Origin of the sequence: Ancylobacter defluvii (assembly GCF_018390605.1) — a bacterium.
Classification (GTDB): Bacteria; Pseudomonadota; Alphaproteobacteria; order Rhizobiales; family Xanthobacteraceae; genus Ancylobacter; species Ancylobacter defluvii.
The window spans coordinates 395596-409896 of record NZ_JAHBGD010000002.1 but is presented as its reverse complement, the minus strand read 5'-3'; the positions used below and the strand labels follow the sequence as shown (position 1 = coordinate 409896).

At 65.9% G+C, this 14301-nt stretch carries 10 protein-coding genes; 8 read left to right on the top strand and 2 right to left on the bottom strand.

The features are described from left to right. Positions 1 to 1697: 1697 nt before the first annotated feature. A complete protein-coding gene (gene uvrA / locus KHC24_RS01900; RefSeq protein WP_213358818.1) occupies positions 1698 to 4604 on the bottom strand; it encodes an excinuclease ABC subunit UvrA in 2907 nt (968 codons plus the stop codon). Between the two features lie 327 nt (positions 4605 to 4931). Between uvrA and ssb the strand changes: the two genes are divergently transcribed. Further along, complete coding sequence (gene ssb, locus KHC24_RS01895) at positions 4932 to 5492, top strand: single-stranded DNA-binding protein (RefSeq protein ID WP_213358816.1); 561 nt, start codon at positions 4932 to 4934, stop codon at positions 5490 to 5492. Positions 5493 to 5864: 372 nt separating this feature from the next. Here ssb and KHC24_RS01890 read toward each other — a convergent pair whose 3' ends face one another. Then, a complete protein-coding gene (locus KHC24_RS01890; protein ID WP_213358814.1) occupies positions 5865 to 6491 on the bottom strand; it encodes a MarC family protein in 627 nt (208 codons plus the stop codon). Positions 6492 to 6760: 269 nt separating this feature from the next. On the opposite strand from KHC24_RS01890, the gene gyrA reads away from it, so the two are divergent. The 7 genes from gyrA (at position 6761) to tgt (ending at position 14291) form a co-directional block, all read left to right on the top strand. Then, a complete protein-coding gene (gene gyrA / locus KHC24_RS01885) occupies positions 6761 to 9517 on the top strand; it encodes a DNA gyrase subunit A (protein ID WP_213358812.1) in 2757 nt (918 codons plus the stop codon). A 78-nt stretch (positions 9518 to 9595) separates the two neighbouring features. Continuing rightward, positions 9596 to 10177: an LOG family protein gene (locus KHC24_RS01880; protein WP_213358810.1), complete on the top strand. Its 582-nt coding sequence runs from the start codon at positions 9596 to 9598 to the stop codon at positions 10175 to 10177. 91 nt (positions 10178 to 10268) lie between these two features. Then, entirely contained in the window at positions 10269 to 10778 is a 510-nt protein-coding gene (gene coaD / locus KHC24_RS01875) for a pantetheine-phosphate adenylyltransferase (protein ID WP_213358808.1), read from the top strand. 40 nt (positions 10779 to 10818) lie between these two features. Beyond that, positions 10819 to 11376 (top strand): peptidylprolyl isomerase, encoded by a 558-nt coding sequence (locus KHC24_RS01870; protein WP_213358805.1) that lies wholly within the window; start codon positions 10819 to 10821, stop codon positions 11374 to 11376. A gap of 66 nt (positions 11377 to 11442) precedes the next feature. Then, entirely contained in the window at positions 11443 to 11901 is a 459-nt protein-coding gene (locus KHC24_RS01865; protein ID WP_213358803.1) for a peptidylprolyl isomerase, read from the top strand. Positions 11902 to 12081: 180 nt separating this feature from the next. Further along, on the top strand, positions 12082 to 13158 hold the full coding sequence (queA, locus tag KHC24_RS01860; RefSeq protein ID WP_213358801.1) for a tRNA preQ1(34) S-adenosylmethionine ribosyltransferase-isomerase QueA: 1077 nt from the start codon (positions 12082 to 12084) through the stop codon (positions 13156 to 13158). Further along, on the top strand, positions 13155 to 14291 hold the full coding sequence (gene tgt / locus KHC24_RS01855; protein ID WP_213358799.1) for a tRNA guanosine(34) transglycosylase Tgt: 1137 nt from the start codon (positions 13155 to 13157) through the stop codon (positions 14289 to 14291). The genes queA and tgt overlap by 4 nt, the downstream gene beginning before the upstream one ends. Positions 14292 to 14301 lie beyond the last annotated feature (10 nt).

Sequence of the window (14301 nt, the reverse complement as noted above, 5' to 3'; positions counted from 1 at the left end):
TTCATCTCGCTGGCGCCATGATCTGGCTCAAATGAATGTCGATCCGACCTAGGCGTCGGCAACTGCCGGAGCCGCGTCTGGGCTGTCCACTCGACTTGGCCGGGCGGACGTTCGTCGAAATTGCCAACGGACGGCCATGCGGATCGCCAGTGACATCCCTGCCGGCACCGCTGGGTTCGCGTCCGCGTCGGTTCCGCGCATTGGCATCTTCAATGGCAAGCGCGCCGCCAGCCATCGGGTGCTTGCGGTGGGTACGTGAGTTTCCAGTGGCAAGCGAACGGAGGCGGCCGCCACAGCCAATAGATCGCTGCCGGTTGCACGAGGCGGGCACAGCCGGCGGGGCGGCATATTTGTGGCCAGCGCGTATGAGCCGGCTCCAGCTTCGCGAGGTGTCGGCACGGCCGGCCGGGGACCCGTCATGTGCGCAAACGGCAGTCGCCTATCCGGTCCGAATCCGGATGAACCGCGCAACATGTGTGGCGGCTGGGTGGAGTGGCAAGCGTTCAAGCGCAGGACGCGCGCCGTGATCGGCACGCCATTCACGGTTCCCTGACAGAGCACCGATGTTCCGGGAACGGCCATCGGCATGCCGGTTGCGTTGCCGGGATGTGAACGGCGCACCGGATCCATCGAACGCCGACAGGCCGCCGCTGACCCGGGACCAAGGCAGGCCCGTTTTGAGGTTGCCGCCGCGAGTGTCGGCCCGGCCGGGCGCCGGTCATATGCGGCGAACAGCGATGCCGATAGAAGCCGCATGTCGGGCTCGACTTCCGACGAGGCGCAGCGGGGGAAACGGTTGGGCGGAGTGGCAGCGTTCAAGCGCAGAACGCGGCATGATCTTTACGACATTCGAGATTCCCTGAGGAGCGTGCGAAAATCGCAGGAACTGATGGGTAGCGAGCCGGCGGCGCTGCCGTGGACGGACGGCGCACCGGTCCATCGAATGCCGACAGGCCGCCGCTGATCCGGAGGAACATGGCAGGCACGTTTGAGGCTGCCGCCGCGAGTGTCGGTGCAGCCAGCTGAGGGCTCATCATGTGTGCGAATGGCGGCGCCGATGGAAGCCGCATGCCCAATCCGAATCCCGATAACGCCCCGCTGGGGGAGCGGAGCGGCAAGCAGTCAGGTGCAGGCCGCGCGCCGGGATATGCACACCGTTCAAGATTCCCTGACGGAGTACACGCGAACCGAAGGAGCCGATTGGGGGCCGCGCCGGCCGCGTGCCGTGGACGCACGGCGCACCGGTCCATCGAATGCCGACAGGCCGCCGCTGACACGGGCACCAAGGCGGACATATGTCGATGCCCGCCGCCGACAAGGCACACTGGGTAACGCGCATCTCACAGACGTACCCCTGCGAGACGGTTCGCAACGGAAGCAGATCGATGGATTCAAGCTCCATATGTGCGGTCCGGAACGGCGGCCCTTTCACAGCCTTCCGGATGCCCGTCGGCTACGGCATCAACCGCCGGGGGTGGTTGCACGATGTGGTTGCCCCTCCAAGAGGCTTGGACACGGAGCGCAGGCTCGCTCCTTAGTCTATCCACAACGAGGTTACCACGCAGCGCCAGCCCTCCGTCTCGTCGCCCCCACCGACCGAGCCTCGTGCATTCGCGCCGCACCGGACATTCCGGTGCCAGATTGGCCTCACGCTACACCCGACTGCACTCTTCGCAGCCCGCCTTGCGCGTCCCGCGCTACTCGGCCGCGTCCGGCCGCTTCTTCAGCGGGCGGCGGGCCAGTACCTCGGCAAGGAAGCGGCCGGTATGGCTGCGTGGCGCCCTGGCGATCTGTTCCGGCGGCCCCTCGGCAACGATCTCGCCACCGCCGTCGCCGCCTTCCGGGCCGAGGTCAAGGACCCAGTCGGCGGTCTTGATCACCTCGAGATTGTGCTCGATCACCACCACGGTATTGCCCTGCTCGACCAATTCGTGAAGCACTTCCAACAGCTTGGCGACATCGTGGAAATGCAGGCCGGTGGTCGGCTCGTCGAGGATGTAGAGCGTGCGGCCGGTTGCCCGCTTCGACAGCTCCTTGGAAAGCTTCACCCGCTGCGCCTCGCCGCCGGACAGGGTATTCGCCTGCTGGCCGACATGGATATAGCCGAGCCCGACGCGCGACAGCGTCTCCAGCTTGTCGCGTACCGCCGGCACCGCCTTGAAGAACTCGGCCCCCTCGTCGACCGTCATGTCGAGCACGTCGGCGATCGACTTGTTCTTGAAGGTGACTTCCAGCGTCTCGCGGTTGTAGCGCTTGCCCTTGCAGACGTCGCAGGTGACGTAAACATCTGGCAGGAAATGCATTTCGATCTTGATGACGCCGTCGCCCTGGCAGGCCTCGCAGCGTCCGCCCTTCACGTTGAAGGAGAAGCGGCCGGGGCCGTAGCCGCGCGCCTTCGCTTCCGGCAGGCCGGCGAACCACTCGCGGATCGGGGTGAAAGCGCCGGTATAGGTCGCCGGATTGGAGCGTGGGGTGCGCCCGATCGGCGACTGGTCGATGTCGATCACCTTGTCGAGGTGTTCAAGTCCCTCGAGGCGGTCGTGAGGCGCCGGCGGCTCGGAGGCGCCGTTGAGCCGGCGCGCCACCGCCTTGTAGACCGTGTCGATGAGCAAGGTCGACTTGCCACCGCCCGAGACGCCGGTCACCGCGGTGAACAGGCCAAGCGGCACCTCGGCGGAAACGTCCTTCAGGTTGTTGCCGCGCGCGCCAACCACCCGCAGCAGGCGCTTCGGGTTCGGTTTGCGCCGCTTGGGTACCGGCACTCCCAACGCACCGGTAAGGTATTGCCCGGTCAGCGAATTCGGATTGGCGAGAATCTCCGGCGGCGTGCCCTGGGCGACGATCCGCCCGCCATGCACGCCGGCTCCGGGACCGACATCGACAACATGATCGGCGGCGAGGATGGCGTCCTCGTCGTGCTCCACCACCACCACGGTATTGCCGAGGTCGCGCAGGCGCTTCAGCGTACCGAGCAGCCGCTCATTGTCGCGCTGGTGCAGGCCGATCGACGGCTCGTCCAGCACATAAAGCACGCCGGTCAGGCCGGAGCCGATCTGTGACGCGAGACGGATGCGCTGGCTCTCGCCGCCGGACAGCGTGCCGGAGGCACGGGCGAGGGTGAGATAATCCAGCCCGACATCGAGCAGGAAGGCGAGGCGCTCGCGGATCTCCTTGAGAATCCGCGCCGCGATCTCGTTCTGCTTGTCGGTGAGCTGGCCAGGCAGGGCGGCGAACCAGTCCAGCGCGGCGCGCACCGAAAGCTGCGCCGCCTGGCCGATATGCGAGCCGGCGATCTTCACCGCCAGCGCTTCAGGCTTCAAGCGATAGCCGTTGCAGGCGGCGCAGGGCACGTCGGAGAAATATTTGCTGATCTCCTCGCGCGCCCATTCGCTCTCGGTTTCGCGCCAGCGGCGTTCGAGATTGGTGACGATGCCCTCGAAGGTCTTGGAGGTCTCATAGGCACGCACACCGTCGTCATAGACGAAGCGGATCGCCTCGCCGCCCGAGCCGTGCAGGATGACGTTGCGCCCCTTTTCCGGTAGCTCGGCCCAGGGAGTGGTGAGCTTGAAGCCGTAATGGCGGGCGAGAGCGTCCAGCGTCTGGCCGTAATAGGGCGAGCTCGATTTAGCCCAGGGTGCGATCGCGCCCTGCTTCAGCGTGCGGACGCTGTCGGGCACGATGAGATTGGGGTCGATCTTGCTTTCATGACCGAGACCATCGCAGGTCGGGCAGGCCCCGAAGGGATTGTTGAAGGAAAACAAGCGCGGCTCGATCTCGGAAATGGTGAAGCCGGACACCGGGCAGGCAAATTTCTCCGAGAAGATGATGCGTTTCGGCGTGCCATTGGCTTCCGTTTCGTCGGCGAACTCGATCACCGCGATGCCGTCGGCGAGGCCGAGCGCGGTTTCGAAGCTGTCGGCAAGCCGGCTGGCGATATCGGCGCGCACCACGAGGCGATCCACCACCACGTCGATGTCGTGTTTGAACTTCTTGTCGAGCGCCGGCGCCTCGGCGATCTCATGGAAGGCGCCGTCGATCTTGACGCGCTGGAAACCTTTTTTCTGGAACTCCGCCAGTTCCTTGCGATACTCGCCCTTGCGCCCGCGCACCACCGGAGCCAGCAAATAGAGGCGGGTCTTCTCCGGCAACGCGATCACCCGGTCGACCATCTGGCTGATGGTCTGGCTCTCGATGGGGAGGCCGGTGGCCGGCGAATAGGGGATGCCGACGCGCGCCCAGAGCAGGCGCATGTAATCATAGATCTCGGTGACGGTGCCGACGGTCGAGCGGGGGTTCTTGGAGGTGGTCTTCTGCTCGATGGAGATGGCCGGGGACAGGCCGTCGATCTGGTCGACGTCCGGCTTCTGCATCATTTCCAGGAACTGGCGGGCATAGGCGGAGAGGCTCTCCACATAGCGCCGCTGCCCTTCGGCGTAGATGGTATCGAAGGCGAGCGACGACTTGCCGGAGCCGGACAGGCCGGTGAAGACCACGAGGCTGTCGCGGGGAATCTCGAGATCGACATTCTTCAGGTTGTGCTCGCGCGCGCCGCGAATGGTGATCGAGCGGGCGTCACGACGCGACGGCTGCGGAAGGTCTTTCATTCCTGTCTCTCAATCCCGGCACAGAAGGCCAACACGAAAGCGCCCGATCCCCCGGTGGGCGGCATGGCCGCTTTCGGGGAGGGCGCTCGCGCTTGTTGCATGGCGTCAAACATAGTGTCGCTCGGCCGAAACGTCATCGGGCTTGCGCCGAACTATGCACGATGGTACGAACATAACAAGAACATTATTCAAGCAGGCGGCAGGGCGCCGAGGTTTTGCCACTGTGCGCGCCAAAGGTGTGGACGAGCGCGTCGCCTGTCCGGCGACCTCAGGTGCAATGGTCTATAGTCGCCGCCCCGATACGGCAGGCGGATTTTGGAGAACGACATGGCCGGCAGCGTCAACAAGGTGATCCTGGTCGGCAATCTGGGCCGGGATCCGGAAGTGCGTACGTTCCAGAACGGCGGGCGGGTGTGCAATCTGCGCATCGCCACTTCTGAGACCTGGCGCGACAAGGCCTCGGGCGAGCGCCGCGAGCGCACCGAGTGGCACAGCGTGGTAATCTTCAACGAGAACCTGCTGCGCATTGCCGAGCAGTATCTGCGCAAGGGCACGAAGGTCTATATCGAGGGCCAGCTGGAGACGCGCAAGGCGACGGACCAGTCGGGTGCCGAGCGCTATTTCACCGAGGTCGTGCTGCGGCAGTTCCGCGGCGAACTGACCATTCTCGACAGTCGCGGTGGCGGCGAGGGCGCGAGCGGCGGTGACGATTACAGCGCGGGCAGCGATTTCGGCTCCAGCGGCTCTTCCTTCGGCAGCTCGTCCGCCCGCGGTTCCTTCGGCGGAGAGCGCAAGCCGACTGCGGCGGTCGGCGGTGGGGCGGCGGCTTCACGCGGCGGCTCGTTCGGCGGCGGCAGCAGCGACATCGACGACGAAATCCCGTTCTGATGTATCGGCTGGCGCATCAGCTGGCTTGGCGGTTAGGTGTTTCCGTTGCGGCGGGCATGCCCGGGAGGCTCGGCGGGTCGCGTGATCGGTTCATCCTGCGTGGCTGCCTATACTATGGGCGCTATGTCCTCGGACGGGGCAGTCCTGACGTGCAAGGGTTTGGCGGTCTATGTCCGCTTGATCCGGGTGGATGGTCGGTGGGCTTTCGATCCCGTCGGCGGGTGATCTGCTTGATCACGACGCGCGATGTGGCGTTATCCTTCTAGGGCGCGCATTCGTCCAGCGTCGCCCAAGCGCCCGACCCGAATGTGAGCCTGCTCGTGGCAAGGGCTGTTTTCGGTGCGGTGATCGGGGCGCTGTGGTCCCCGCACGTCAGAGCCCGAACGATGTCTTCACGCCGTCAATGACGAACTGGACGGCGAGCGCAGCAAGGACCACGCCGAGCAATCGTGTCAATATTGCGTTGCCGGTAATGCCGAGCCAGCGGTTCACCCGGTCGGCGGCGAGGTAGACAACCAAGCACGACGCGATCACCAGCAGCGTGATGGCGAACAGGGCGCCGAGGCGGGTGATGTCGCCCCGCGCTTCGCCGGCCAGCAGCATCATGGCGGTGATGGCGCCGGGGCCGGCCATGAGCGGAATGGCAAGCGGGAATACCGCGAGATTATGCAGCAGATGTTCCCGCATTGCCGCTTCCGTTGCGTCGGATTTGCGTTCGCTGCGGCGTCCGAACACCATTTCAAAGGAAATGGCGAACAGCAGCAGCCCGCCGGCAATGCGAAAGGCTGGCAGGGTGATGCCGAGCGCGGCGAGCAGCGGTGCGCCGATGAGGCCGAACAGCGCAAGTATGGCGAGGGCAATCGCCGAGGCGCGCCAGGCGACATGGCGGCGCTCCTCCGCCGACAGGCCGGTTGTGACGGCAAGGAACAGCGGCGCCAGGCCGATCGGGTCGATGACCACCAGCATCGTCACTGCCGCCGATATGACGTAATCGAGCATCGTCTATCGCACCCCGGCATTGTGTTTTCACCTCGCTTGCGGGAGGCGGCAGACGCACATCTTCCTATGCGCGGGAGGTGAAAGGGAAGGTATTTTAAGGCGCTTTGGCCATGGTTCTGCCACCTTTTCCGACCGCTTGAAAAACGACATCGCAAGTCATTGATAATAAAGGTGAATTTGTAGCTCTTGCCGAGTTGGCGCGCTGGCGTTGGCGAGCGGAATCGGCTAGATAAAACAACCCGCTAAGCAATCCACGGAAAGTCGCTTCCTTGTCCGATTCCGATACGCTGAGGCCCGAGGACGAAGGTCCTTCGGATATCCGGCCCGTCTCGATCACCGAGGAGCTCTCGCGCAGCTATCTCGACTATGCGATGAGCGTGATCGTCTCTCGCGCACTGCCTGACGTGCGCGACGGCCTGAAGCCGGTGCATCGCCGCATCCTGTTCTCGATGCGCGAGAACAACTACGTTCCCGAGCGTCCTTACAACAAGTCCGCCCGCGTCACCGGCGATACGATGGGCAAGTACCATCCGCACGGCAACCAGGCGATCTATGACGCGCTGGTGCGCCTGGCGCAGGAATTTTCCATGCGCCTGCCGCTCATCGACGGTCAGGGCAATTTCGGCTCCATCGACGGCGATCCGCCGGCGGCCGAGCGCTACACCGAGGTCCGCCTCGCCAAGCCGGCGATGTCGCTGCTCGACGATCTCGACAAGGACACCGTCGACTTCCAGGACAATTATGACGGCCGCGAACAGGAGCCGACGGTGCTGCCGTCGCGTTTCCCCAACCTGCTGGTCAACGGCGCCGGCGGCATCGCGGTCGGCATGGCGACCAACATTCCGCCGCATAATCTCGGCGAGGTCGTCGACGCCTGCACCGCGCTGCTGGACGAGCCGGACCTCGATGTCGAGAAGCTTATCGACATCATCCCCGGCCCGGATTTCCCGACCGGCGCGCTCATCCTCGGGCGCAGCGGTATCCGCCAGGCCTATATGACCGGGCGCGGCTCCATCGTGATGCGGGCCCGCGCCACGGTGGAGACGATCCGCAAGGATCGCGAAGCGATCATCATCACCGAGATTCCCTATCAGGTGAACAAGGCGACGATGATCGAGCGGATGGCCGAGCTGGTGCGCGACAAGCGGCTGGAAGGTATCTCCGAAATCCGCGACGAATCCTCCCGCGAAGGGTTGCGCGTGGTCATCGAGATCAAGCGCGACGCTCAGGGTGACGTGGTGCTGAACAATCTGTTCCGCATGACCGCGCTGCAAACTTCCTTCGGCGCCAATATGGTGGCGCTGAACGGCGGTCGGCCGGCGGTGATGACGCTGCTCGACCTGCTCACGGCCTTCGTCGCCTTCCGCGAGGAGGTGGTGAGCCGCCGCACCAAGTTCCTGCTGCGCAAGGCGCGCGATCGCGCCCATGTACTGGTGGGCCTCGCCATTGCCGTCGCCAACATCGACGAGGTGATCCGCACCATCCGCACGTCGCCGGATCCGGCGACCGCGCGTGAACTGCTGATGACGCGGCACTGGCCGGCTCTGGACGTGGCGTCGCTGATCGTGCTGATCGACGACCCGCGCCACCGTATCAACGAGGATGGCACCTATCGCCTCTCCGAGGAGCAGGCGCGCGCCATTCTCGACCTGCGCCTGCAGCGCCTCACCGCGCTGGGTCGTGACGAAATCGCCGATGAACTCGACAAGATCGCGGTCGAGATTCGCGAGTATCTTGAGATCCTGGCGAGCCGCGAGCGCATCCGCCAGATCGTCAAGGACGAGCTTCTGGAGGTGAAGGCACAGTTCGGCACCCCGCGCCGCACCGAAATCACCGAAGGCGAGGGCGACTTCGAGGACGAGGACCTGATCGCCCGCGAGGACATGGTGGTCACCGTTTCGCATGCGGGTTATGTGAAGCGGGTGCCGCTCTCGACCTATCGGGCGCAGCGGCGCGGCGGCAAAGGCCGTTCCGGCATGCAGACCCGCGACGAGGATTTCGTCACCCGCCTGTTCGTCGCCTCCACCCACGCCCCGGTGCTGTTCTTCTCTTCCAAGGGGCAGGTCTACAAGCTCAAGGTCTGGCGCCTGCCTATCGCCACCCCGCAGGGGCGCGGCAAGGCGCTGGTAAACATCCTGCCGCTGGATTCCGACGAGCGCATCACCTCCATCATGGCGCTGCCGGAGGAGGAGGCATGGGGCCGTCTGCAGATCATGTTCGCCACCACCGGCGGCACGGTACGGCGGAACGAGCTGTCCGACTTCACCAATGTGAACCGCAACGGCAAGATCGCCATGAAGCTGGAGGAGGGCGAGGCGATTGCCGGCGTCCAGCTCTGCACCGAAGGCGACGACGTGCTGCTGACCACGGCGCACGGCCAGTGCATCCGCTTCCCGGCCACGGAAGTCCGCGTCTTCAAGGGGCGCGACTCCATGGGCGTGCGCGGCATTCAGCTGGAGGGCGACGATCGCATCATCTCGATGGCGATCATCCACCACCTGGAGGTAACGGCAGAAGAGCGGGCGGAATATATCAAGCGCGCCAATGCGATGCGGCGTAGCCTTAATGGTGTGGATGACGGGGCTGACGCCGGGCCGGAGGTCGTCGAGGCCGATGCCGAGGAGGTAAGCGCCGGTGGCAGCGAGCTCGGCCAGACCCGCTATGCCGAGATGGGTGCCGCCGAGCAGTTCATCCTCACCCTGTCGCAGAATGGCTTCGGCAAGCGCACCTCGTCTTTCGAGTACCGGACGACCCGGCGCGGCGGCAAGGGCATCGTCGCCATGGCGGTCAATGACCGCAATGGGCCGCTGGTCGCCTCCTTCCCGGTGGAGGATGCCGACCAGATCATGCTGGTGACCGATGGCGGCCAGCTGATCCGCTGCCCGGTAAACGGCATTCGCGTCGTCGGGCGTGGCAGCCAGGGCGTGATCGTGTTCGACACCGCCGCGGATGAGAAGGTGGTCTCGGTCGAGCGCGTCAGCGAGGAAGAGGGCGAGGAGAGCCTCGGGGAGGAGGCGGCTGACTGAGCCGCCTGTCTTCTGCCCGCAATCATCGATGGAACAGCGGCGCTGGAAACGGCGCCGCTGTCGTTTGAGGGATATGACATGCGTCGCATCTGCGTCTTTCTGGGCTCCAATCCCGGCTACCGGGCGGATTACACCGAGGCCGCCGTCACGCTGGGCACCACGCTGGCGCGGCAGGGCATCGGCCTCGTGTATGGTGGTGCCTCGGTGGGACTGATGGGGGCCTTGGCCGATGCCGCGCTCGCTGCTGGCGGCGAGGTGACGGGCGTCATCCCGCGCGGCATCCTGGAGCGCGAGGTGGCGCATAAAGGGCTGGCGGACCTGCGAATCGTCGGCTCCATGCATGAGCGCAAGGCGCTGATGGCCGAACTCGCCGACGCCTTCGTCGCGCTTCCGGGCGGCATCGGCACGCTGGAGGAACTGTTCGAGGTGTGGACCTGGGCGCAGCTCGGCAGCCATGAAAAGCCCTGCGCGTTGTTCAATGTCGCCGGCTATTACGACCGGCTGCTCGGCTTCGTCGATCATATCGTCAGCGAGGGGTTCATGCGCGAGGGCAATCGCGACATGCTGCTGGTCGCCGATGACTCAGAGGGGCTGCTGGCCCGGCTGCGCTCCTATCGGGCGCCGCATGTCGCCAAGTGGATCGGCCGCGGTGAGCGGTAGCCGGCGGGGCGGCGAGGGGCGGCGACACCCGTGCCCCCTTGCGTCCGCCGCGTGAGGCCGCTAACCCTTGCCGCGCAATGAGAGGCACCGCATGAGCGCCCTGCGCACCGCCTTCTACCCCGGCTCTTTCGATCCTCCGACCAATGGTCATGTCGAGGTGGCGCGCGCCACCGCCCGCATGGTTGATCGGCTGGTGATCGGCATCGGTGTGCATCCCGGCAAGGCGCCGCTGTTCACGGCGGAAGAGCGGCTGGAGATGCTGACCGACATTTTCGAGCCGATCGCCCGCAGCGAGGGCGCGGCCTTTGAGTGCATCACGTTTGCCGACCTCGTCGTTGAGGCGGCGCATCGCCATGGGGCGCGGCTGCTCGTTCGGGGCCTGCGCGACGGCACCGATCTCGATTACGAGATGCAGATGGCCGGCATGAACGCCGTGCTGCGGCCGGAGGTGCAGACGGTGTTCCTGCCGGCATCCGCGGGGTCCCGCCCCATCACCGCCACCCTTGTCCGGCAGATCGCCGGTATGGGCGGCGACGTCTCGTCCTTCGTGCCGGCCCTCGTGGTCGGCCGACTGGCCACGAAGCTGCGCCGCCCTAGTTGATCGCGCACGGCCGAACCCGCAGCCGCACCGGAGTTTCCTTATGATCCGCAGTCTGATCGCCACCTTCGCCGTCACCGCCGCACTGGTGCTGCCCGCTGTCGCCCAGACGGCGCCCAAGCTGCCGGCGAATGCCGACCCGCAGAACACCATCATCATGCAGACCACCAAGGGGCCGGTGGTGTTCGTGCTGCGTTCCGACATCGCCCCCAAGCATGCCGAGCGCATCAAGCAGCTGGCGCGCGAGGGCTATTACGACAACGTGCCGTTCCACCGGGTCATCGACGGCTTCATGGCCCAGACCGGCGACGGCCAGTATGGCAATGGTACCGGCGGCTCGCGCTATCCTGATCTGCCGGCTGAATTTTCCAACGTGCCCTTCAAGCGCGGCACGGTCGGCATGGCCCGCGCCCAGAGCCCGAACAGCGCCAATTCGCAGTTCTTCATCACCTTCGGCGACGCCTCGTTCCTCAATGGCCAATACACGGTGATCGGCCAGGTCGTGTCCGGCATGGAGAATGTCGACAAGATCAAGCGCGGCGAGCCGGTGCAGAACCCGGACAAGATCGTCTCGATGAAGGTCGCGGCCGACGCCAAGTAAGCCGCCGCCAAGCGATCCTTCACCACGCGAGCTTCCACTGCCAGATTTCCTAAAGGAGTGACGACAATGAGCGACAATCCCGAAACCACCCTCCTCCTGGAGACCACCCAGGGCCCGGTAAAGATCCGCCTGCGCCCCGATCTCGCCCCCGGCCATGTCGCCCGCATCAGCGAGCTGGCGAAGCAGGGCTTCTATGACGGCGTCGTGTTCCATCGCGTCATCGACGGCTTCATGGCGCAGACCGGCGACCCGACCGGCACCGGCCGCGGCGGCTCCGGCCAGAAGCTGAAGGCCGAGTTCAACAAGGGCCGCCATCAGCGCGGCACCGTTTCTATGGCCCGCGCCATGGATCCTAACTCCGGCGACAGCCAGTTCTTCATCTGCTTCGGCGACGCCTCCTTCCTCGACGGCCAGTACACCATCTGGGGCGAGGTGATCGAGGGCATGGAGAATGTCGACAAGATCAAGCGCGGCGAGCCGGTGATCAACCCGGACAAGATCGTTTCCGCCAAGCTGGCGGCCTGATCGTCCGGCGTGTCGTCGGACGGTTTCTTACTGTCCGGTCGCGCTTCAGCTGAGCGGCGTCCCGGCGATCGGATGGAGACATCTGGCCGTAGGGGCGCCGCTCCCGTTTATGTTGTGCCGCTTCCACCATCCGTCGCCCGGATAATGCCGGGCCCGGCGCTGTTGCTGACCGAACAAGCCATGCGTGTCGACCTCTTCGATTTCGATCTGCCACCCGAGCGCATCGCGCTGCGGCCCGTGGAACCACGGGAGGCCGCGCGGCTGCTCGTGGTGCGGCCGGGCATGGCGCCGGAGCTGGAGGACCGGCATGTCGGCGACCTCCCGCAATTGCTGGCGCCCGGCGACGCGCTGGTCGTCAACGACACCCGCGTGCTGCCCGCCCGCCTCGATGGTATCCGCAGCCGGGCTGGCGGCTCGGACGTCCGGGTCGAGGCGATGCTGCACAAGCGGCTCGGCGCCGACAGCTGGCTGGCGCTGGCGCGGCCGGGCAAGCGGCTCGCATCGGGCGATGTCATCCTGTTCCGATCCGAGGATGGTGCGGCGACGCTGGCCGCCACCATCGTCGCGAAAGGTGAGGGCGGCGAGGTCACCCTGCGCTTCGAGGCCGCCGGTGCGGCGCTCGACGAGGCCGTGGCCCATGTCGGCCATATGCCGCTGCCGCCCTACATCGCCGCTCGCCGGGCCGAGGATGCCCAGGACCGCGCCGACTACCAGACCATGTTCGCCACCGCCGAGGGCTCAGTCGCCGCGCCGACCGCCGGGCTGCATTTCACCCCGACACTGACGGACTGCCTCACGCAACGTGGCGTCGAACTGCACCGGGTGACCCTGCATGTCGGTGCCGGCACTTTCCTGCCGGTGAAGGCCGAGGACACTGCTGGCCACCGCATGCATGCCGAATGGGGCGAGGTGTCAGCCGCCACCGCCGAGGCGCTCAACGCGGTAAAGGCGCGGGGAGGGCGAGTGGTCACCGTTGGTTCCACGGCGACGCGGCTGATCGAGAGTGCCGCCGTCTCCGGCCGGCTTGCGGCCTGGCAGGGTGAGACCGACATCTTCATCACGCCGGGCTATCGCTTCCGATTCATCGACGCGATGATGACCAACTTCCATCTGCCACGCTCGACCCTGGTCATGCTGGTGGCGGCTCTCGTCGGCCACGAGACTCAAAAGCGCGCCTACGCGCATGCCATTGACGCCGGCTACCGCTTCTATTCCTACGGCGATGCCTGCCTGCTGTTTCCTGAAAGATCCCGATGACCGACGCCTTCTCCTACAATCCGCTTGCCCGCGACGGTGAGGCCCGCCTCGGCGAGGTGATCACCCCGCGCGGCGTGGTGCGTACGCCGGCCTTCATGCCGGTCGGCACCGCCGCCACCGTCAAGGGCATGTATCCAAGCCAGGTGCGCGAGCTCGGTGCCGACATCGTGCTGGGCAACACCTATCACCTGATGCTGCGCCCTACCGCCGAGCGCATTGCCGAACTCGGCGGCCTGCACGCCTTCATGCGCTGGCCGCATCCGATCCTCACCGATTCCGGCGGCTTCCAGGTGATGTCGCTGGCGAGCCTGCGCAAGCTCAACGAGAAGGGCGTTACCTTCCGCTCGCATATCGATGGTGCCTATCACGAGATGACGCCGGAACGGTCCGTGGAGATCCAGGGCCTGCTCGGCTCCGACATCCAGATGCAGCTCGACGAATGCGTGAAGCTGCCGGCCACTGCCGAGGAGGTCGCGCGGGCGCTGCGCCTGTCGCTGCGCTGGGCGGAGCGGTCGAAGCGGGCCTTCGAGGCACAGCCGCCGGGGCGGGCGCTGTTCGGCATCGTTCAGGGCGGCGACGTGCCACAATTGCGCGAGGAGTCGGCGCGAGGTCTGGTCGATATCGGTTTCCCCGGCTACTCGATCGGTGGCCTCGCGGTCGGCGAGCCGCAGGCCGTCATGCTGGGCATGATCGAGGTGGTCAACGCCATTCTGCCGCAGGACAAGCCGCGCTACCTGATGGGCGTCGGCACGCCGGACGACATCGTCGAGGCGGTGGGGCGAGGGGTCGACATGTTCGACTGCGTGATGCCGACCCGGGCCGGGCGCCATGCACAGGCCTTCACCCGCTTCGGCAGGATCAACCTGAAGAACGCGCGCCACGCGGACGATCCCCGTCCTCTGGACGAGGAGAGCGACTGTCCGGCGGCGCGGGACTATTCGCGTGCCTATCTCCATCACCTCATCCGCTGCGATGAGATGCTGGGCTCGATGCTGCTGACCTGGGTGAACCTTGCCTATTACCAGAGCCTCATGCAGGGCATCCGCCACGCCATCGCGCAGGGGCGTTTCGATGCCTTCAAGGCCGAGGTGAAGGAAGGCTGGGCGAAGGGCGACATACCGCCGCGCGGCTGAAGCTTCCGCA

Excerpts from the sequence above, each read along its gene's own strand:
- uvrA (WP_213358818.1), bottom strand. The coding sequence starts at position 4,604 with ATGAAAGACCTTCCGCAGCCGTCGCGTCGTGACGCCCGCTCGATCACC.
- ssb (WP_213358816.1), top strand. The coding sequence starts at position 4,932 with ATGGCCGGCAGCGTCAACAAGGTGATCCTGGTCGGCAATCTGGGCCGG.
- KHC24_RS01890 (WP_213358814.1), bottom strand. The coding sequence starts at position 6,491 with ATGCTCGATTACGTCATATCGGCGGCAGTGACGATGCTGGTGGTCATC.
- KHC24_RS01880 (WP_213358810.1), top strand. The coding sequence starts at position 9,596 with ATGCGTCGCATCTGCGTCTTTCTGGGCTCCAATCCCGGCTACCGGGCG.
- coaD (WP_213358808.1), top strand. The coding sequence starts at position 10,269 with ATGAGCGCCCTGCGCACCGCCTTCTACCCCGGCTCTTTCGATCCTCCG.
- KHC24_RS01870 (WP_213358805.1), top strand. The coding sequence starts at position 10,819 with ATGATCCGCAGTCTGATCGCCACCTTCGCCGTCACCGCCGCACTGGTG.
- KHC24_RS01865 (WP_213358803.1), top strand. The coding sequence starts at position 11,443 with ATGAGCGACAATCCCGAAACCACCCTCCTCCTGGAGACCACCCAGGGC.
- queA (WP_213358801.1), top strand. The coding sequence starts at position 12,082 with ATGCGTGTCGACCTCTTCGATTTCGATCTGCCACCCGAGCGCATCGCG.
- tgt (WP_213358799.1), top strand. The coding sequence starts at position 13,155 with ATGACCGACGCCTTCTCCTACAATCCGCTTGCCCGCGACGGTGAGGCC.